Here is an 18,708-nt window from a genome sequence, read left to right on the forward strand (position 1 = left end):
GGCCGCTCCTCCGGGCGGCCGCTTTTTTACACTTCCAGGGCGGATACGCCGCCGGACGCTGGACAAAGCCTCCGGCCCATGATAAAATGACTGCGTATTTGGGAATTCACGGCCCTGTGGGCCGGAGGAAAGAAAAAGGGAGCTTTTCCTATGAACGATATCATCCTTTTGAAGCTGGGCGAGCTGGTCTTGAAGGGCCTGAACCGCCACAATTTTGAGGAACAGCTTATGGCCAATGCCCGCCGCAGGCTCCACACCTGCGGCGAGTTCAAGGTCTCCACCAAGCAATCCATCACCTATGTGGAGCCCAAGGGCGATGACTGCGACATGGACGCCGCCTTCGAGGCCATGAAAAAGGTCTTTGGCGCGGCGGGGGTGTGCCGCTGCCGGGCCTGTGAGAAGGATAAGGAGGCCATGCTCTCCGCCGTCAAGGAGTTCCTTGGCCCTCAGCTTTTGGCGGCCAAGACCTTCAAGGTGGAGTGCAAGCGCTCCGACAAGGCCTTTCCCCTGAACTCCATCCAGCTGGCGCAGTATCTGGGCGGGGAGCTGGACGACGCCTATCCCCACCTTACCGCCGATATGCACCATCCAGATCTCACGGTCTATGTGGAGGTGCGGGACACCGCCGCCTTCGTCCATGGCGACACTGAGCCCGGCGCCGGCGGCCTTCCCGTGGGCATGGGCGGCCGGGCTGTGAGCCTTCTGTCCGGGGGGATTGACTCCCCCGTGGCCTCCTGGATGATGGCCAAGCGGGGATTGTGTTTGGAAATGGTGCACTTTTTCTCCTACCCCTACACCTCTCCGGAGGCCAAACAGAAGGTGCTGGATCTGGCGAAGATCCTGACCCCCTGGACGGGCCGGCTGGTAGTCCATGTGGTGCCCTTCACTGCCATTCAGGAGGAGCTGCGCCGCTCCTGCCCCGAGGAGCTCTTTACCATCCTGATGCGCCGGTTTATGATGCGCATTGCCGGGGCGGTGGCGAAGCGCACCGGCGCCGGCGCCCTGGTCACCGGCGAGAGCTTGGGCCAGGTGGCCTCCCAGACCATGGAGGCCATGCGCTGCACCGGCGCGGTCACCGACCTGCCCATCTTCCGCCCGGTGGTGGGCATGGACAAGGAGGAGATCGTGCGCATTTCCCGGAAGATCGGGGCCTTTGAGACCTCCATCCTCCCCTACGAGGACTGCTGTACTGTATTTACTCCCAAGCACCCCCGGCTCAAGCCCACCCTGGCCGAGTGCCTGCGGGCGGAGGAGAAGCTGGACGTGGAGGGCCTGGTGCAGGCCGCTGTAGACGGCGTCGAGCGCATCCACATCAGCGCCGATAAGGGCTGAAAAGAGAAAAAAGCCCCCCGGACGATCGTCCGGGGGGCTTTTTGTTTTCCTTGAAAACCAGGCGGGGAAACTGTCTTACTTGTACAGCTCCACCAGTCTGGTCAGGTGCTCGTACCGGGCCTTGGCAGCCTCCTCGTTCTTGGCGAAGAGCTCCTTGGCGCGCTCGGGGAAGGAGCGGGTCAGAGCGGAGTAACGGGCCTCGTTCATCAGGAACTCCTGATAGCCGCCAGCGGGGGCCTTGGAATCCAGGGTGAAGGGGTTCTTGCCCTCGGCCTTGGCGGCGGGGTTGAACCGGAACAGGTTCCAGTAGCCGCACTCCACGGCCTTCTTCATCTCGTCCTGGCAGTGGAGCATGCCGCCCTTGATGGAGTGCATCTCACAGGGGGAGTAGCCGATGATGATGGAGGTGCCGTGATAGGCCTCGGCCTCGCGGATGGCGGTGAGGGTCTGGTTGGGATTGGCGCCCATGGCCACCTGGGCCACGTAGACGTAGCCGTAGCTCATGGCGATCTCAGCCAGGCTCTTCTTGGCGGTGTTCTTGCCGGCGGCGGCAAACTGGGCCACAGCGCCGAAGTTGGTGGCCTTGGAGGCCTGGCCGCCGGTGTTGGAGTAGACCTCGGTATCGAAGACGAAGACGTTCACGTCCTCGCCGGAGGCCAGAACATGATCCAGGCCGCCGAAGCCGATGTCGTAGGCCCAGCCGTCGCCGCCGAAGATCCAGATGGACTTCTTGGCCAGGAACTCCTTGTACTCCAGGATCTCCTTGCTGGCCTCGCAGCCGCACTTCTCCAGAGCGGCCACCAGAGCCTTGGTGGGCTCGGCATTGGCAGCGCCGTCGTCCTTGGTGTCCATCCAAGCCTGGATGGCGGATTTCACGTCAGCGGGAGCGCTGGCGGACAGAGCCTCCAGCTTGCCGGTCAGGCGGTCACGGATGGCCTTCTGGCCATAGTAGAAGCCCAGGCCGTGCTCGGCGTTGTCCTCAAAGAGGCTGTTGGCCCAAGCGGGACCCTTGCCCTCCTTGTTGACGGTGTAGGGGCTGGTAGCGGCCGGGCCGCCCCAGATGGAGGAGCAGCCGGTGGCGTTGGAGACGTACATCCGGTCGCCGCAGACCTGGGTCACCAGGCGGCCGTAAGCGGTCTCGGCACAGCCGGCGCAGGAGCCGGAGAACTCCAGCAGGGGCTGCTTGAACTGGCTGTCCTTCACGCTGGTCACACCGGTCATATCGGCCTTCTCGGCGACCTTATCCACACAGTAGTCGAAGGTGGCCTGCTGGCCCAGCTGGCTCTCCTGGGGCTCCATGGTGATGGCGTTGGTGGGGCAGATACCCACGCACACGCCGCAGCCCATGCAGTCCAGGGGGGAGACGGCCATGGTGTACTTGTACACGCCCTTGCCCTTGCCGGCCTTCACGTCCACGATCTTGGCGCCCGCGGGAGCGGCCTTGGCCTCCTCCTCAGTGAGGGCGAAGGGACGGATGGTGGCGTGGGGGCAGACGTAGGCGCACTGGTTGCACTGGATGCACTTGTCCTGATCCCAGGCGGGAACGGTGACGGCCACGCCCCGCTTCTCGTAAGCGGAAGCGCCCTGCTGGAAGGTGCCGTCCACGTGGCCGTTTTCATAGAAGGCGGACACGGGGAGGGAATCGCCGTCCATACGGCCGATGGGCTCCATCAGATCCTCCACCATCTTCACCACGGCGGGACGGCCCTTGTGGACAGAGACCTTGGGGGCGTCCTGAGCGGTGGCCCAGGAGGCGGGCACGTTGAACTTCTTGAAGGCGGTGGCGCCCAGGTCGATGGCCTTGTGGTTCATATCCACCACGTCCTGGCCCTTCTTCAGGTAGGAGTGGGTGGCGGCGTCCTTCATGAACTCGATGGCCTTGTCGGCGGGCATGATGTTGGCCAGAGCGAAGAAGGCGGACTGAAGGATGGTGTTGGTGCGCTTGCCCATGCCGATCTCGATAGCCAGGTCGATGGCGTTGATGGTGTAGACCTGAATGTTGTGCTCGGCGATGTAGCGCTTGGCCACGGCGGGCATGTGCTTATCCAGCTCCTCATCGCTCCACTGGCAGTTGATGAGGAAGGTGCCGCCGTCCTTCACGTCGCGAACCATGGGGAAGCCCTTGACAATGTAGGCGGGCACGTGGCAGGCCACGAAGTCGGCCTTGTTGATATAGTAGGGGGCGCGGATGGGCTTGTCGCCGAAGCGCAGGTGGCTCACCGTCACGCCGCCGGTCTTCTTGGAGTCGTACTGGAAGTACGCCTGGATATACTTGTCGGTGTGGTCGCCGATGATTTTGGTGGAGTTCTTGTTGGCACCCACGGTGCCGTCGCCGCCCAGACCCCAGAACTTGCACTCGATGGTGCCGGGGGTGGCGGTGTTGGGGCACTCGTGCTCGGGCAGGCTCAGGCCGGTGACGTCGTCCACGATGCCGATGGTGAACTCCCGCTTGGGGCTGGCCTTGCTCAGCTCCTCATAGACAGCGAAGACGCTGGAGGGCGGGGTGTCCTTGGAGCCCAGGCCGTACCGGCCGCCGATGACGGTCTTGTCGGTGACGCCCTGCTCGAACAGCGCGGAGATCACGTCCTGGTAGAGAGGCTCGCCCAGGCTGCCGGGCTCCTTGGTGCGGTCGAGCACGGCGATCTTCTTGGCGGTGGCGGGGATGGCGGCGATGAGCTTGTCGGCCCGGAAGGGGCGGTACAGGCGCACCTTGACCAGGCCCACCTTCTCGCCGTGGGCGTTGAGGTAGTCGATGACCTCCTCCGCCACGTCGCAGATGGAGCCCATGGCCACGATGACCCGGTCGGCGTCGGGGGCGCCATAGTAGTTGAACAGCTGATAGTCGGTGCCCAGCTTGGCGTTGACCTTGGCCATGTACTCTTCCACGATGCCGGGAACGGCGTCATAGTACTTGTTGCAGGCCTCGCGGTGCTGGAAGAAGATGTCGCCGTTCTCGTGAGAGCCGCGCATCACAGGATGCTCGGGGTTCAGAGCCCGGGCGCGGAACTCCTTGATGGCGTCCATGTCCACCATCTCGGCCAGATCGTCGTAGTCCCAGATCTGGATCTTCTGGATCTCGTGAGAGGTGCGGAAGCCGTCGAAGAAGTTGAGGAAGGGCACCCGGCCCTTGATGGCGGCCAGGTGGGCCACAGCGCCCAGATCCATGACCTCCTGGACGTTGCCCTCGGCCAGCATGGCAAAGCCGGTCTGGCGGCAGGCCATTACGTCGGAGTGATCGCCGAAGATGTTCAGGGCGTGGGTGGCCACGGTACGGGCGGACACGTGGAACACGCCGGGGAGCAGCTCACCGGAGATCTTGTACATGTTGGGGATCATGAGGAGCAGGCCCTGGGAAGCGGTGTAGGTAGTGGTCAGGGCGCCCGCGGCCAGGGAGCCGTGGACGGTGCCGGCGGCGCCGGCCTCAGACTGCATCTCGATGACCCGGACGGGGTTGCCGAAGATGTTCTTGCGGCCTGCGGCGGCCCACTGGTCGACATAGTCGGCCATGGGGCTGGACGGCGTGATGGGGTAGATGCCCGCCACCTCGGTAAACGCGTAGCTTACGTGCGCGGCCGCGGTGTTACCGTCCATAGATTTGAACTGTCTTGCCATGTTGAACGATTCCTCCTTCAGGTTATTTGCGCGATGATCGAATCGGTTATTAAGCATCGCCCCTATTCTATCACCTGTTTTGGCATTTGTAAACCGTCTGTTTGGGTTTGGAGAACATTTTTTTGTGTAAAAAACACGTTATTTTCTCAGGAATGGCAAAAAGCATGATAAATTGTACCGGGTCGTCTAATATTTCACACAGAGAGGGGAGATTTTTTGCCTTGCCGCCCTGTTTTGTGGTATACTACTGAAAAACCAGCGGAAAGGAAGTCTCTGCCATGCCCCATACTGCCGAGCTCATCGCGGTGGGAACGGAACTGCTCCTGGGTTCCATTGCCAACACCGACGCCCAGACCGTCTCCAAGGCCCTGTCCGCCCTGGGGATCAACGTCTACTTCCACACGGTGGTGGGGGACAATCCCCAGCGCCTGCGCCAGGCGGTGGAGACCGCCAAGACCCGGGCCGACGTGATCATCACCACCGGCGGCCTGGGCCCCACCTGCGACGACCTGACCAAGAACGTACTGGCCGCGTGCTTTGGGAAAAAGCTTATATATAATGAAGAGGCCGCCCGGCGGATGGAGGCCTATTTCCGCAAGCTCCATCCGGGAACGGGAAATATGACGGAGAACAACTACCAGCAGGCCTACCTTCCCGAGGGCTGCGTCCCCTTTCAAAACGACTGGGGCACCGCCCCGGGCTGTGGCTTTGAGGCGGAAGGGATCCACGTCCTCATGCTCCCCGGCCCCCCTTCGGAGTGCGGGCCCATGCTCCAATACCGGGCCATTCCCTACCTGTCCAAGCTCACCGACGGGGTCATCGTCAGCCGCTCCCTGCGGCTGTTCGGCATGGGGGAGTCCAGCGTGGAGAGCCGGCTGCGGGACAGGATGAATTCCATGACCAATCCCACCCTGGCTCCCTACGCCAAGGAGGGGGAGGTGGAGCTGCGCCTTACGGCCAAGGCCGCCGAGGAAACCGCCGCCCTGGCCCTCATCGCCCCGGCGGAGGCTGCGCTGAAAGAGCAGTTCGGCCCCCTGGTCTATGGGGTGGACGTGCCCTCCCTGGAGTGGGTGTGCCTGGAGCAGATGAAGGAAAAGGGGCTCACCCTCTCCGTTGCCGAGAGCTGTACCGGAGGGCTTGCCGCCAAGCGGTTCACCGACCTGCCGGGGGCCTCCGCCGTTTTCAAGGGCGGTGTGGTGAGTTATACCAATGAGGTGAAGGCCAATGTGCTGAAGGTGCCCCAGCCCCTTCTGGAGGAGCAGGGGGCGGTGTCCGAGCCGGTGGCCCGGGCCATGGCCCAGGGGGTCCGGGCGCTGACAGGCTCCGACCTGGCCCTGGCCTTCACCGGAGTGGCGGGCCCTGACAGCGACGACCGGGGCAACCCGGTGGGACTGGTGTATGTGGCCCTGGCCTGGGACGGAGGGGAGCACGTCCGGGAGATCCACGCCGCCGGCCCCCGCGACCGGGTGCGCACCGTGGCCGCCTCCCACGGGTTTGATCTGCTGCGCCGGCGGCTGGCCGGCCTGCCGCTGTAAAAAGGATAGAAAAAGCCCCGAACCAGACTGGTTCGGGGCTTTCTTTTCGCCTGTTTACTTCTTTTTGCTGGCAATGCGCATCCGCTCGCCGTGATCCAGCACCCGCTTGCGAAGGCGCAGGTTCTCCGGGGTGACCTCCAGCAGCTCGTCGTCGGCCAGGAACTCCAGATCCTGCTCCAGGCTCATCTGCCGGGGGGGCGTGAGGCGCAGGGCCTCGTCGGAGCCGGAGGCCCGCATGTTGGTCAGCTGCTTTTTCTTGCAGATGTTGACGCTGATGTCCTCCTGCTTGGGACACTCGCCCACGATCATGCCCGCGTAGACGGGCACGCCCGCGCCGATGAACAGCACGCCCCGCTCCTGGGCGTTGAACAGGCCGTAGGTCACCGCCTCGCCGGTCTCGAAGGCCACCAGGCTGCCCGTATTCCGCCGGGCGATCTCTCCCTTCATGGGGGCGTAGCACTCAAAGACAGAGGCCATGATGCCCTCCCCCTTGGTGGCGGTGAGGAACTCGTTGCGGTAGCCGAACAGGCCCCGGGAGGGCACCAGGAACTGTACCTTCATCCGGTCACCCACAGGGTTCATGTCCAGCATATCGCCCTTGCGCTTGCCGATGGCCTCGATGACAGAGCCCACATAGTCGGCGGGCACGTCCACCACCAGCCGCTCGATGGGCTCGCACTTTTTGCCGTCGATCTCCTGATAGAGCACCCGGGGGGGCGAGACCTGGAACTCGTAACCCTCCCGGCGCATGGTCTCGATGAGGATGGAAAGGCTCATCTCCCCCCGGCCGGCCACGTTGAAGGAGTCGGTGTTGTCGGTCTCGGTGACCCGGAGGGACACGTCCTTCAGGGTCTCCCGGAACAGCCGCTCCCGCAGCTGGCGGGAGGTGACGAACTTGCCCTCCCGGCCGGCAAAGGGGGAGTCGTTGACCGAGAAGGTCATCTCCAGGGTGGGGGCGGAGATCTTCACAAACTCCATGGGCTCGACGGCGGCGGGGGCGCAGATGGTGTCGCCAATGGTGATGTCGCCGATGCCGCTCATGGCGATGATATTGCCCGCTGTGGCCTCGGTGACGGGCACCTTGGCCAGGCCGTCATACTCGTAGATGGCGGTGGCCTTGGCCTTTTTTGGGGCGCTATCAGGGGTGTGGAAGTTGCACACCGCGATCTCATCGTTCTGCTTGATGGCGCCCCGCTCGATACGGCCGATGGCGATGCGGCCCACAAACTCGTTGTAGTCGATGGAGGAGACCAGCATCTGGAAGGGAGCGGCGGCGTCCGCCTCAGGGGCGGGGATATAGTCCAGAATGGTGTCGAACAGGGGCTGCAGATCCACTCCCGGCTCGTCAGGGGAGTAGCTGGCAGTGCCGTTGCGTCCGGAGCAGAAGAGGGTGGGGGAATCGAACTGCTCCTGGGTGGCGTTCAAGTCCATCAGCAGCTCCAGCACCTCGTCGCACACCTCGTGGATGCGCTGGTCGGGCCGGTCGATCTTGTTGACTACCACGATGACCCGGTGGCCCAGCTCCAGGGCCTTGGAGAGCACGAACCGGGTCTGGGGCATGGGGCCCTCGGCGGCGTCCACCAGAAGGATGACGCCGTTGACCATCTTCAAAATGCGCTCCACCTCGCCGCCGAAGTCGGCGTGGCCCGGGGTGTCCACGATGTTGATCTTCACGTCCTTATAGTGGACGGCGGTATTCTTGGCCAGGATGGTGATGCCCCGCTCCCGCTCCAGATCGCCGGAGTCCATGACCCGGTCTACAGTGGCCTGGTTTTCCCGGTAGATGCCGCCCTGCTTGAGCATCTCGTCCACCAGAGTGGTCTTGCCGTGGTCCACGTGGGCGATGATGGCCACGTTTCTCAAATGCTGATCCTGCACGTTTCGCACCTCAAATCCTTTTTTCTCAATACGGCTACACATTATACTCTAACAAACCGGGGAAATCAATCTTTTTCTTGCCATTTTCCCTGGCGGAGCGTATACTATTTCCACCTGAAAAGGGTGGAAAAATGGGAAAACCACCATTTCACCCGGGGGAATGTCTTACTTGAGAGGAGAATGTGAGATGAAGCACAAGGCAATGGCCGCTGTGCTGGCGCTGCTGCTGGTGACGCCGGCGATGGCGACGCAGCAGCAGGAGAACATGGCCTATGTCTCCCACCAGACGGTGGACGTGGATGGCGCCCCGGTGAGTTTTCAGATGTACGCGCTGAAGGACGAGTACGGCTTTGATATGAACTACGTCAAGCTCCGGGACATCGCCCAGATCCTCAACGGCACCCCCGCTCAGTTCAACGTGACCTGGGATGGAGCCATCAATATCGTCACAGGGCAGGCCTATGTGCCCAACGGCAGCGAAATGACCGACCCCTTCGGCGGGAAGGACTGGCCCTATCTCTTCAGCGACAGTGAAACCAAGGTCGACGGCGAGCGGGTGGACATTGGCGCTATTCTGCTGACAGACGCAGAGGATGGCGGCTTTACCTACTATCGCCTCCGGGATCTGGGCGCGGCCCTGGGCTTTGTGGTGGGCTGGGATGAGACCCGGGGCGTCTATGTGGAGACCGCCGGGACGGACGGGGACTGTGTGCGCCTGTCCACCCAGCAGTATGCCCTCCCCAGCGGTACGGTGAGCGCAAACGTGGTGAGTGTGGACATGACCGATCCCAGGGTCACGGTGAAGGCGGCCCTGCCCGACGGACAGCTGAACAACACCCGCAGCTTTCAGACTGTGGCACAGACCTCCGGCGCCCGGGCGGTGATCAACGCCAACTTCTTCAACTCGGGCAGTGCGGTGAAGGATCCGGTGGGCCATCTGATGATCGGTGGTGAGATGGTCTACGGAAGCAGCGGGCGTTCCACTCTGGCCATCACCGCAGACAACAGGGCCAGCATCGGCCGGCCGGGACTTTTTTACCGCATCGAGACCTGCGACGGCGGCGGCTATCTCTGGTGGGATGCCTTTGAGGTCAACCAGCTGGCGCAGATGGCAAATCAGGCGGTGCTCTACACCCCCGCCAGAGGGAGTTCCGCCCCGGTGAGCTACCCGGGCTTTGTGATGACGGTGTCCGGTGAGCGCCTCGCCGGCTACGCTTCGGTGGCGGCGGGGGATACCATCACCATCCCCGCCGACGGATATGCGGTTTATTTCAGCGCTGAGACGGCCTCCACGGACTGGCACTGCACGCCGGAGGAGGGGCGGCAGGTGAAAATGGCGCCCTACCTGCAGACGGACAACAACGAGCCTTTTTCCATGGAAAACGTGGTGACCATGGTCAGCGGCGCCCCCAGACTGGTGCGGGCCGGCGCCATAGAGACCTATGAGGAGCCTGAGGTCATTGCCGATGCCGGACGCTTCGGCTACGGGGTCAGCTCCCGGACGGCGGTGGGGCTCCGGGCGGATGGGACGCTCCTGCTGGTGAATTGTCCGGCCGCCACCATTCAGCAGATGCGGGAGCTTATGCTCCAGCTGGGCTGTGTGGAAGCCATCAATATGGACGGCGGCGCCTCCACAGGCATGTACTATAACGGCCAGTTCTTTTCCACTCCGGGTCGAGAGATCACCTCTACACTGCAAATTTTTGTGGCGGAGTAAGATGAGATAAGACAAAACCGCGCCCCATTGCGGCCCTGCAAAACAGGGATCGCAATGGGGCGCGGCGCATATTCAGGAGCATATTACAGGTGGAACTCCATGTCGCTGAGATCCTTGCGGTTGAGGCACCCGTGCTGGCACATGGCCATGGTTAGGGCCTTGGCGTCCCCGCCGTAGAGCCGGGAAATGAGCACCTCCGCCAGATCCCAGCCGTAGTCGGCCTTGGTAAAGCCGGCGGCATAGGTGGCCACGTCGGCGTCTTTGTCCACCACGATGGAGCCCTTTTCCGCCAGCCGGGTCAGCAGGGAACGGACGGTGGTGCGCTCCCACCCTCTGGTGTCCTTCAGGGTGCTCTGAAGCTCTTTGGCGGTCATGGCGGCCCCGGTGTCCCAGAGCACCTCCATCACAGAGAGCTCGGCCTCGGAAATGCGGCGGCTGGCGTAATCAGACATAGCGATCCCTCAATTCCTCTTATATAAAGCAACTATTTTTATAAGAATATACGATTTGGGGAGAAATGTCAAGATAAAGGGGCGGATATCCTGGTTTTCTTTGGAAAAGAGCGCCGGTATAACCGGGGGAATATTTGTCCACACTTTCCATAGAATGGTGAAGAAAGGAAGGTGGAGATCATGAAGGGAGGCAGAAAGGGCGTCTTTCGGGGCCGCCGGGGCCGGGAAGAGGAGGCTCTGCGCCTGGAGTTGGAGGGCAGCCTGGAGCAGACCCGTCTTCAGCTGGCCCAGGCCTACGCCGGGTTCAATTCCGTCACAGATCAGGAGCTGGTAGAGTCCTTTATCTATGAGATCCAGGCCCTTCAGGCCCGGTACTCCTACCTCCTGCGCCAGCGCAAGGCGCTGGAGGCGCAAAATGCCCCGGCGGAGGGCCCCCAGCCCTCCGCGCTGCCGGTGATGTGATGGGCCCCGGCGGTTTGAGCGACTCCCTGCCCTGGCTGGCAGGGAGTCTGCTGCTCGTGTTGGCCCTGTGTCTGCTGCGCCGGCCCCTGAGGTCGCTGCTGCGCCTCCTCGCCCGCACCGGGGTGGGTCTGGCCTTTTTGAGCCTGTTTGCCCCCCTGGGGAATTTCCTGGGAGTGGGCCTGGGGGTGAATCTTTTTAACGCGCTGGTGCTGGGACTCTTCGGCGCTCCCGGTTTCGGACTTCTGATGCTGCTGAAATGGACGCTGCGTACATAGGGTGAAAGCCCCCGCCAAACTCTGTTTGGCGGGGGCTTTCCCTGAAGTGAGGTATATTGAGGTGTAGAACGCGATGTTATTTCTCCGGATGGCACAGATCGTGTCCCGGACACTGGTCGCAGCCGCAGGAGCAGCCGCCTTTGCCACTCTTTCTGTTGCGGATGCCCCGGGCCACAATGGCCACGAAGATCCCCAGCACCACGAGACCGACCAGAACAGTGGACAAATTGGGCATAGGGTGCCTCCTTACTTGACCGCCGCGGCGGAGACGGAGCGGACAGTCAGGTCGTTCTTCTCATACTTATTCTTCCGCACCAGCAGGTAGACCATCCCCACCAGACACACAAGGGCGGCGACGGTACCCGGGCCGAAGGAGATCTCCCCGGCGATAAGCCCGCCGAGCTGATAGACCATGAGGCTCACCACATAGGCAAGACCGCACATATAGCCGATGGCGGCCCAAGTCCACTTGGCGTTGTTCATCTCCCGCTTGATGGCGCCCATAGCGGCGAAGCAGGGAGCGCAAAGAAGATTGAAGATCATGAAAGAGTAGGCGCTGAGGCCGGTGAAGGCCATCGCCACCTGGGCGGCAAAGTTGCTGCCCGGGAAGAGGACATGGAAGGTGGAGACCACATTCTCTTTGGCGATGAGGCCGGTGACAGTGGCCACGGTGGACTGCCAGTTGCCAAAGCCCAGAGGGGCGAAGATCCAGCAGACGGCTCCGCCGATGAGGGCCAGGATGGAGGCGTCGGAATCCTCCACCATCTGGAACACCCCGTCTACAAATCCGAAGCCCTGGAGGAACCAGAGGATGATGGAGGAGGCGAGGATCACGGTGCCCGCCCGTTTGATAAAGGACCAGCCCCGCTCCCAGGTGGCCCGGAGCACGTTGCCCACGCTGGGCACATGGTACTGGGGCAGCTCCATGACGAAGGGCGCCGGATCTCCGGCGAAGGCCTTTGTCTTTTTCAGCATGATGCCCGATACAATGATGGCCGCCACACCAATGAAATAGGCGGAGGTAGCCACCAGGGTGGAGCCGCCAAAGAGAGCCGCGGCAAACATGGCGATGATGGGCATTTTCGCCCCGCAGGGGATAAAGCAGGTGGTCATGATGGTCATGCGCCGGTCCCGTTCGTTTTCAATGGTGCGGGAGGCCATGACCCCGGGCACGCCGCAGCCGGTGCCCACCAGCATGGGGATAAAGCTCTTGCCGGAGAGGCCGAACTTGCGGAAGATCCGATCCATGATAAAGGCGATCCGGGCCATGTAACCCACATCCTCCAAAATGGATAGGAGCAGGAACAGCACCAGCATCTGGGGCACGAAGCCCAGCACCGCGCCCACGCCGCCGATGATGCCGTCCACGATGAGACCGCTGAGCCAGTCGGCACATTCAATGCGCTCCAGCCAATTCCCTACGATGACGGGGATGCCGTCCTGCCAGTGGCCGTAGTCGCTGGGATCGGGGCCCTCCTCGCCGAACTGGGCCACAGTCTCCTGGGCCTCGGCGTAGACGGCGGCGTCCACGGGAACCTCCTCGGTCTCGCCGCTGTCGTCATCGTAGAAGTAGACCACGCTCTCGCCGTTTTCATAGGCCTCGATGATGGCGCCGGCGCTTTCGAAATCTCCGGCGTCGTCCTCGTAGCCGTCGCCCCCGGAGAGGAACCAGCCGTCGCCGAACAGCCCGTCGTTGGCCCAGTCGGTGGCGGCAGTGCCGATGGACACGCCCCAGCCGCCCATAGCGATGGCGTACACAAGGAACATCACTGCCACAAAGATGGGCAGGGCGGCCACCCGGTTGGTCACCACCCGGTCGATCTTGTCGGAGAGCGACAGGGCGTGCTTAGCGGCCTTCTTTTTGACGGAGCGGTTCACCACGCCGCTGATGTAGGCGTAACGCTGGTTGGTGATGATGCTCTCGGCGTCGTCGTCCAGCTCGGCCTCGCAGTCGGCGATATGTTGCTCCAGGTGGGACTGCAGGCCGGGGTCCAGCTTCAGCTCCTCCATGACCTTCTCGTCCCGCTCAAAGACCTTGATGGCATACCAGCGGAGATACTGGGGGTCCACCTTGCCCTCGATGGATTCCTCAATATGGGCCAGGGCGTGCTCCACGCTGCCGGTGAACACGTGGGGAAGCTCCCCGGCCTTCCCGGCCTGGGCCAGTCGGACGGCCTCCTGGGCGGCTTCCATGCCGCCCTCATTTTTCAGGGCGGACATGCTCACCACCGTGCAGCCCAGGGCATTGCCCAGCTTGTCAAGGTCGATCTGGTCGCCGTTTTTCCGCACCAGATCCATCATGTTTACCGCCACCACCACGGGAAGACCCAGCTCAATGAGCTGGGTGGTGAGGTAGAGGTTCCGCTCAATGTTGGTGCCGTCTACGATGTTCAGGATGGCGTCGGGCTTTTCGTTCACCAGATACGACCGGCTCACCACTTCCTCCAGCGTATAGGGGGACAGGGAATAGATGCCGGGCAGATCCTGGATGATCACATCCTTTTGACCCTTCAGCCTGCCCTCTTTCTTCTCCACCGTCACGCCGGGCCAGTTGCCCACGTACTGGCTGGAGCCGGTCAGGGCATTGAACAGCGTGGTCTTGCCGCAGTTGGGATTGCCCGCCAGCGCGATTTTCAGTTCCATGTCAGTTCTCTCCTCTCAATTAGCGTCCGCTAACTTATGGTCAAAAATGAATACCGGGCTTACGCCAGCTCGATCATTTCGGCGTCGGCCTTCCGCACGGAAAGCTCGTAACCCCGTACATTCAGTTCCATAGGATCTCCCAGAGGGGCCACCTTGCGGACAAAAAGCTCCGTGCCCTTTGTGATGCCCATGTCCATGATGCGGCGCTTCACCGCCCCCTCTCCGTGAAGCTTGGCTACGGTGACGGTCTCGCCCACCTTGGCGTCCTTCAGAGTTTTCATGCTGCTTCCTCTCCTCTCAGATCATAATACGGTTTGCCATGGTCTTGTCCAAGGCCACCCGGCTGTCCTTCACCTGCAAGATGAGGTTTCCGGCCAATTCGCTGACCACCGTCACCACCTCATCCACCACAAAACCGAGCTCCGCCAGATGGGCGCGTATCTCGTCCCTGCCGGTGATCTTGCGGATGGTGACGCTCTCGCCGGGCTTTGCCATTGATAAAGGCATCATAAGCCCTCCCTCCCTTCCCAGGGGGTTAGGGGGTGCTAACGCCCGGGGCAAAGATTGGAGTTAGTTTGCACTAACTCCCAAGTGACCATAGTTTACCTCTGCTAACTGAGTTTGTCAATCCCCTTTCTTCAAAAAAATTTGCGCAGGGCGGCAAAGCCGTTCTCCGCATGGGAGGGTCTTATTCGGCAGGGGCCTCCAGATAGGGGGAATACATCATCACCGCGTGATTTTCCACCAGAGGTTCCTCACACAGCAGCCTGCCCTCCAGGTCATAGACCAGCCGGACCAGCCGGCTGTGCCGGGTATAGCCGCCCCAGTATTCACCCCGCATCTCGTGGCCCCGCTCCACGATCTCGTAGCGCAGGGCGGGGGGCGTCTCCCCCCAAATGGCCCCCTCCAGCTCCCGCTGCCCCACCCGCACCAGTAGCTGGAAGCACTCGTCGGTGTCATTGCGCAGGATCATGCCCTGGGTAAAGCCCCTGCGGCGGCAGGGGTTCCCAATGAGATACCAGTAGCTGAAGGTCTCTCCCGGCCGGATGAGGATCCCGTCCAGGGCCTCGGCCGCCAGCGTTAAATTATGTACCTTGCTGCGCTGCAGCTCCATATCCACATCCTTGAGCTGCCGCAGCATAGGGGTGGCGTGGCGGAACTGAAGGCAGGAAAGGGGCTGGGCCTGTCTGGTTTTCGCGAAGGAGGGCTCCAGCTTCAGCCACAGCAGCCGCCGGGCGGCGCCGTAGCAGAGCGCCCCCGCTTTGGCGCGCAGTTTAGATCGCTTTTTTGGCTCGTCCACAGCGCTCCCTCCTCTGAAAAGGGCTGGGAGAGACGTCTCCTCCCCCGGCCTTCGGCAGCTTATTCCCCCAGGGGGAGCTCCAGATATTTTTTGGCCAGCAGAGCGTCGGGGACGCAGGGCTCGGGGCCGTTTTTCCGCTTTTGTTCCATCTCGCTGCCCTTGCCCGCCAGCACCACCACCCCGCCTTCGGGGGTTTGGGCGATGGCGGTGCGGATGGCCTCCTCCCGGTCGGGGAGGACGGTATAGGTCTTGCCGAAGGGGGTGATATAGCTCCCGATCTCGGCGCAGATGGCCTCCACCTCCTCGGGGCCGGGGTCGTCCTCGGTGAGGTAGATGGCGTCGGCGTATTTTCCCGCCGCAGTCCCCATGCCCTCCCGGCGGTCCAGCCCCTTGCCTCCGGTGCAGCCAAACACCAGGGCGATGGGGGCGGCGGGGTAGTCGGCCTGAACGGAGCGGAGCAGGGCCTCCAAGGCCATGCCGTTGTGGGCGTAGTCCACGATGACGGTCTTCCCCCCGGCGGAATAAGTCTCCATACGGCCGGGAACCCTGGCCCCGGCAAGGCCCTGCCGGACAGCCCACAGGGGGGCCCCCAGCATGGAGCACACCGAGATGGCACACAGGGCATTGGAGACGTTGAACGCCCCTGTGAGGGGTAAGGTGAAGGACTCATCGGCTTCACCGATATGGACAGTGAAGGACATACCCTCCCCGGTGCGGCGCAGGCCGTGGGCAAAGCGAAGGGAGTAGGCGCTCCATTTTTCGCACTTTTCCGCCGCATCCAGAAGCTCTCCCTGCCGGTCGCTGTCCAGGTTGACCACGGCGGCTTTGGCGTGGTCGAAAATTTTCAGCTTGGACTGAAAGTAGTCCTCCAAAGTGGGGTGCTCCTTGGGGCTGATATGATCCTCGCCAATGTTGAGAAAAGTGGCCACAGCCAAGTCCACCCCGGTCATGCGCCCGTATTTCAGGGCCTGGGAGGAGCACTCCATCACCACATAGCCGCAGCCGGCGTTTGCCGCGTTCCACAGGTGCCGCTGCAAGTCCAGCGGTTCCGGGGTGGTGAGGACGGCGGGCCGCCGCTGGGCGCCGTCGTCGGTGACGATGGTGGAGAGAAGCCCCACACTGTGGAGCCCCTCCCGCTGCCGCCAGCAGTCCAAAATGGATTTGATGAAATAGGCGGTGGTGGTCTTCCCCTTCGTCCCGGTGATGCCGATGACCTCCAGCGCCCCGGAGGGATGGCCCCAGGCCAGGTCGGCCAGCTCCCCCATAGCGGCGCGGATATCCGTGACCCGGATGCAGGGGGCGGGCACGTCATCGCAGGCGGTCTCGCTGACATAGGCGAAGGCCCCCCGCTCCAGTGCCTGGAGGAGGTATTCCGGCTTGAAGTGGGCCCCCTTACAGATAAAAAGACTCCCGGGCACAGCGGAGCGGGAGTCGCAGGTCACCGCCTCCACCGGCCTTGTCAGGTCGGCGGACAGGGGGGTGTGGTCGGCCAAAAGGCCCTTTTTCAAAAGCAGCTGATAGTACGCTCCCAGGGGGAGGCGGGGACGCTCCAGCATGGTCATTTCTTCCCCTTCCAACGGTTTTCCAGGTCAAAGTTGATCCGCTCCCCCGTGTTGTGGATGAGCTGGAGGAAGGACTGGTGGGCCTGGGGGAAGTCGTTTTTCAGCGCGTCGTTGTTCATGGGGGGGAAGCACTCCTTTCCCTTCTCCTTCACAAGCTCGGAAAGGGCATCCACATAGTCGGCCTCGGAATAGAGCATGTCGGCGGTGACGCAGCCGGCCACGAAATCTCCGCTTTTCACGGCGAAGAAATCCTCGCTGGCGCCGGCGGAACGGGAGAGGTGCCGGAAGAGCTTATAGATGGCGGCGGAGAGGTAGTCGGAGGCCGCCTGGATGGAGGCGCGGCTGCCGGCCTTGCCCAGCAGGTCGAAGAGTACCCCCACAGAATTCACCACCAGCTTTTTGTTCAGCGTGGCGGCGATGCTTCCCCGCATGACGTTGTCCTTTTCGGCGGAGGCGTCGTAGAGCTCCTCGGCGCCGATGGTGGTGCCGTCCCGGGTCAATGCCCGGCCCAGCAGAAAGTCAGCGGACACCCGGTAATAGTCGCAGGCCCGGCGCACAAAGGCCAGGCCCGGTTCCCGCACGCCGTTTTCGTAATGGCTGAGCAGGGCCTGGCTGATGCCCAGCTCCTTGGCGGCAGAGCGCTGGCTTACGCCCTTCTCCCGGCGCAGCAGGGACAGGGATCGGGCAAAGTCATTGTTGGGTTCCATATCACACACTCCAAATCGGTTTGTTAGGTTCTGAGGATCTTACACTGTGGAGCAATAAAACAGTAAGTTATAGTATAGTCAGGAAAATACGATTTGTAAAGGAAATTTTTTTGAAAAATGGATAAGTTCACATTGAGTTTTCCCCATACCGGGAGTATAATGATGGCAAACGCCCCCAGTGGGGACAAAAAGGAAGAAAACAGGAGGAAAAAGTAATGTTTGGATTTGGCACCATGATCGAAAAGCTCAAGAAAAATCCCAAGACTATCGTCTTTACCGAGGGCACCGACCCCCGCATTCTGGAGGCCAGCGGCCGGCTGCTGGCCGGCACCTGGCTCACGCCCATCCTGGTGGGCGAGGAGGATGAGGTGAAACACGCCGCCGAGGAGGCCGGCTTCAACATCCGGGGCGCCCGCATCATCAGCCCCAAGACCTACGAGCGCATGGACGAGATGGTGGACAAGATGGTGGAGCTGCGCAAGGGCAAGATGACCCCCGACGAGTGCCGGGAGATGCTCCAGAAGCCCAACTACTTCGGCACCATGCTGGTGGTGATGAAGGAGGCCGACTGCCTGCTGGGCGGCGCCACCTATTCCACTGCCGACACCGTCCGTCCCGCCCTTCAGCTCATTAAGACCAAGCCGGGCAACAAGATCGTCTCCTCCTGCTTCATCCTGGTGCGTGACCACGCCACCGGCGACCGGGAGGTTTTGGCCATGGGCGACTGCGCCATCAACATCGACCCCTCCGAGGACGAGCTGGTGGAGATCGCCGTGGAGACCACCGAGTGCGCCCGCCACTTCGGCGTGGAGCCCAAGGTGGCCTTCCTGAGCTACTCCACCAAAGGCTCCGGCAAGGGCGAGACGGTGGACAAGGTACACAACGCCTGCGAGAAGGCCAAGGCGGTCATGATGGGGATCCCGGTGGACGGCGAGATGCAGTTCGACGCCGCCGTCAACCCCACGGTGGGCCAGCTGAAGTTCCCCGGCTCCCCGGTGGCGGGCTATGCCAACACCTTTATCTTCCCCGACATCAACGCCGGCAACATCGGCTACAAGATCGCCCAGCGGCTGGGCGGCTTCGACGCCTACGGCCCCATCCTCCTGGGCCTCAACGCTCCGGTGAACGACCTCTCCCGGGGCTGCAACGCCATCGAGGTCTACTCCATGGCCATCATCACCGCGGCCCTGAGCTAACCTATTCTGCCCACGGCGAAAAGATACAAAACCGCCC

At 62.4% G+C, this 18,708-nt stretch carries 16 protein-coding genes; 6 read left to right on the forward strand and 10 right to left on the reverse strand.

Annotation, left to right across the window (positions count from 1 at the left end):
- Positions 1–150 precede the first annotated feature (150 nt).
- On the forward strand, positions 151–1,332 hold the full coding sequence (gene thiI / locus NFR87_RS07160) for a tRNA uracil 4-sulfurtransferase ThiI (protein ID WP_251448390.1): 1,182 nt from the start codon (positions 151–153) through the stop codon (positions 1,330–1,332).
- Between the two features lie 75 nt (positions 1,333–1,407).
- Here thiI and nifJ read toward each other — a convergent pair whose 3' ends face one another.
- Positions 1,408–4,944 (reverse strand): pyruvate:ferredoxin (flavodoxin) oxidoreductase, encoded by a 3,537-nt coding sequence (nifJ, locus tag NFR87_RS07165; protein WP_251448393.1) that lies wholly within the window; start codon positions 4,942–4,944, stop codon positions 1,408–1,410.
- A gap of 278 nt (positions 4,945–5,222) precedes the next feature.
- Here nifJ and NFR87_RS07170 point away from each other — a divergent pair, with 278 nt between their 5' ends.
- Complete coding sequence (locus tag NFR87_RS07170) at positions 5,223–6,479, forward strand: competence/damage-inducible protein A (RefSeq protein WP_251448396.1); 1,257 nt, start codon at positions 5,223–5,225, stop codon at positions 6,477–6,479.
- A gap of 54 nt (positions 6,480–6,533) precedes the next feature.
- On the opposite strand, the gene typA is transcribed toward NFR87_RS07170, so the two are convergent.
- Complete coding sequence (gene typA / locus NFR87_RS07175; protein ID WP_420910708.1) at positions 6,534–8,399, reverse strand: translational GTPase TypA; 1,866 nt, start codon at positions 8,397–8,399, stop codon at positions 6,534–6,536.
- A gap of 145 nt (positions 8,400–8,544) precedes the next feature.
- On the opposite strand from typA, the gene NFR87_RS07180 reads away from it, so the two are divergent.
- Positions 8,545–10,074, forward strand: coding sequence for a phosphodiester glycosidase family protein (locus tag NFR87_RS07180; protein ID WP_251448402.1), 1,530 nt, complete (start codon positions 8,545–8,547; stop codon positions 10,072–10,074).
- A gap of 83 nt (positions 10,075–10,157) precedes the next feature.
- Here NFR87_RS07180 and NFR87_RS07185 read toward each other — a convergent pair whose 3' ends face one another.
- Positions 10,158–10,526: a BlaI/MecI/CopY family transcriptional regulator gene (locus NFR87_RS07185; protein WP_251448406.1), complete on the reverse strand. Its 369-nt coding sequence runs from the start codon at positions 10,524–10,526 to the stop codon at positions 10,158–10,160.
- Positions 10,527–10,706: 180 nt separating this feature from the next.
- Between NFR87_RS07185 and NFR87_RS07190 the strand changes: the two genes are divergently transcribed.
- Together NFR87_RS07190 and NFR87_RS07195 are read left to right on the forward strand one after the other, a co-directional pair.
- Positions 10,707–10,988 (forward strand): DUF2508 family protein, encoded by a 282-nt coding sequence (locus NFR87_RS07190; protein WP_251448409.1) that lies wholly within the window; start codon positions 10,707–10,709, stop codon positions 10,986–10,988.
- Between the two features lie 14 nt (positions 10,989–11,002).
- Positions 11,003–11,263, forward strand: coding sequence for a pro-sigmaK processing inhibitor BofA family protein (locus tag NFR87_RS07195; RefSeq protein ID WP_251448412.1), 261 nt, complete (start codon positions 11,003–11,005; stop codon positions 11,261–11,263).
- 76 nt (positions 11,264–11,339) lie between these two features.
- Here the strand turns inward: NFR87_RS07195 and NFR87_RS07200 are convergent, their stop codons facing one another.
- The 7 genes from NFR87_RS07200 to NFR87_RS07230 form a co-directional block, all read right to left on the reverse strand.
- The gene (locus tag NFR87_RS07200) at positions 11,340–11,498 is read right to left on the reverse strand and encodes a FeoB-associated Cys-rich membrane protein (RefSeq protein WP_251448415.1); all 159 of its coding nucleotides are present in this window, start codon (positions 11,496–11,498) and stop codon (positions 11,340–11,342) included.
- Between the two features lie 11 nt (positions 11,499–11,509).
- Complete coding sequence (gene feoB / locus NFR87_RS07205) at positions 11,510–13,906, reverse strand: ferrous iron transport protein B (RefSeq protein WP_251448417.1); 2,397 nt, start codon at positions 13,904–13,906, stop codon at positions 11,510–11,512.
- Between the two features lie 59 nt (positions 13,907–13,965).
- The gene (locus tag NFR87_RS07210) at positions 13,966–14,187 is read right to left on the reverse strand and encodes a FeoA family protein (RefSeq protein WP_251448420.1); all 222 of its coding nucleotides are present in this window, start codon (positions 14,185–14,187) and stop codon (positions 13,966–13,968) included.
- A gap of 16 nt (positions 14,188–14,203) precedes the next feature.
- Positions 14,204–14,416 (reverse strand): FeoA family protein, encoded by a 213-nt coding sequence (locus NFR87_RS07215; RefSeq protein WP_251448423.1) that lies wholly within the window; start codon positions 14,414–14,416, stop codon positions 14,204–14,206.
- 178 nt (positions 14,417–14,594) lie between these two features.
- The gene (locus NFR87_RS07220) at positions 14,595–15,206 is read right to left on the reverse strand and encodes a VanW family protein (protein WP_251448425.1); all 612 of its coding nucleotides are present in this window, start codon (positions 15,204–15,206) and stop codon (positions 14,595–14,597) included.
- Between the two features lie 59 nt (positions 15,207–15,265).
- Positions 15,266–16,768 (reverse strand): Mur ligase family protein, encoded by a 1,503-nt coding sequence (locus tag NFR87_RS07225; protein WP_251448428.1) that lies wholly within the window; start codon positions 16,766–16,768, stop codon positions 15,266–15,268.
- Positions 16,765–17,475, reverse strand: coding sequence for a helix-turn-helix domain-containing protein (locus NFR87_RS07230; protein WP_251448430.1), 711 nt, complete (start codon positions 17,473–17,475; stop codon positions 16,765–16,767). The genes NFR87_RS07225 and NFR87_RS07230 overlap by 4 nt, the downstream gene beginning before the upstream one ends.
- 215 nt (positions 17,476–17,690) lie before the next feature.
- Here NFR87_RS07230 and pta point away from each other — a divergent pair, with 215 nt between their 5' ends.
- Positions 17,691–18,671 (forward strand): phosphate acetyltransferase, encoded by a 981-nt coding sequence (pta, locus tag NFR87_RS07235; RefSeq protein WP_251448432.1) that lies wholly within the window; start codon positions 17,691–17,693, stop codon positions 18,669–18,671.
- Positions 18,672–18,708: the final 37 nt, after the last annotated feature.

It is taken from the genome of Vermiculatibacterium agrestimuris, assembly GCF_943193085.1.
GTDB classification, from domain to species: Bacteria; Bacillota; Clostridia; order Oscillospirales; family Oscillospiraceae; genus Vermiculatibacterium; species Vermiculatibacterium agrestimuris.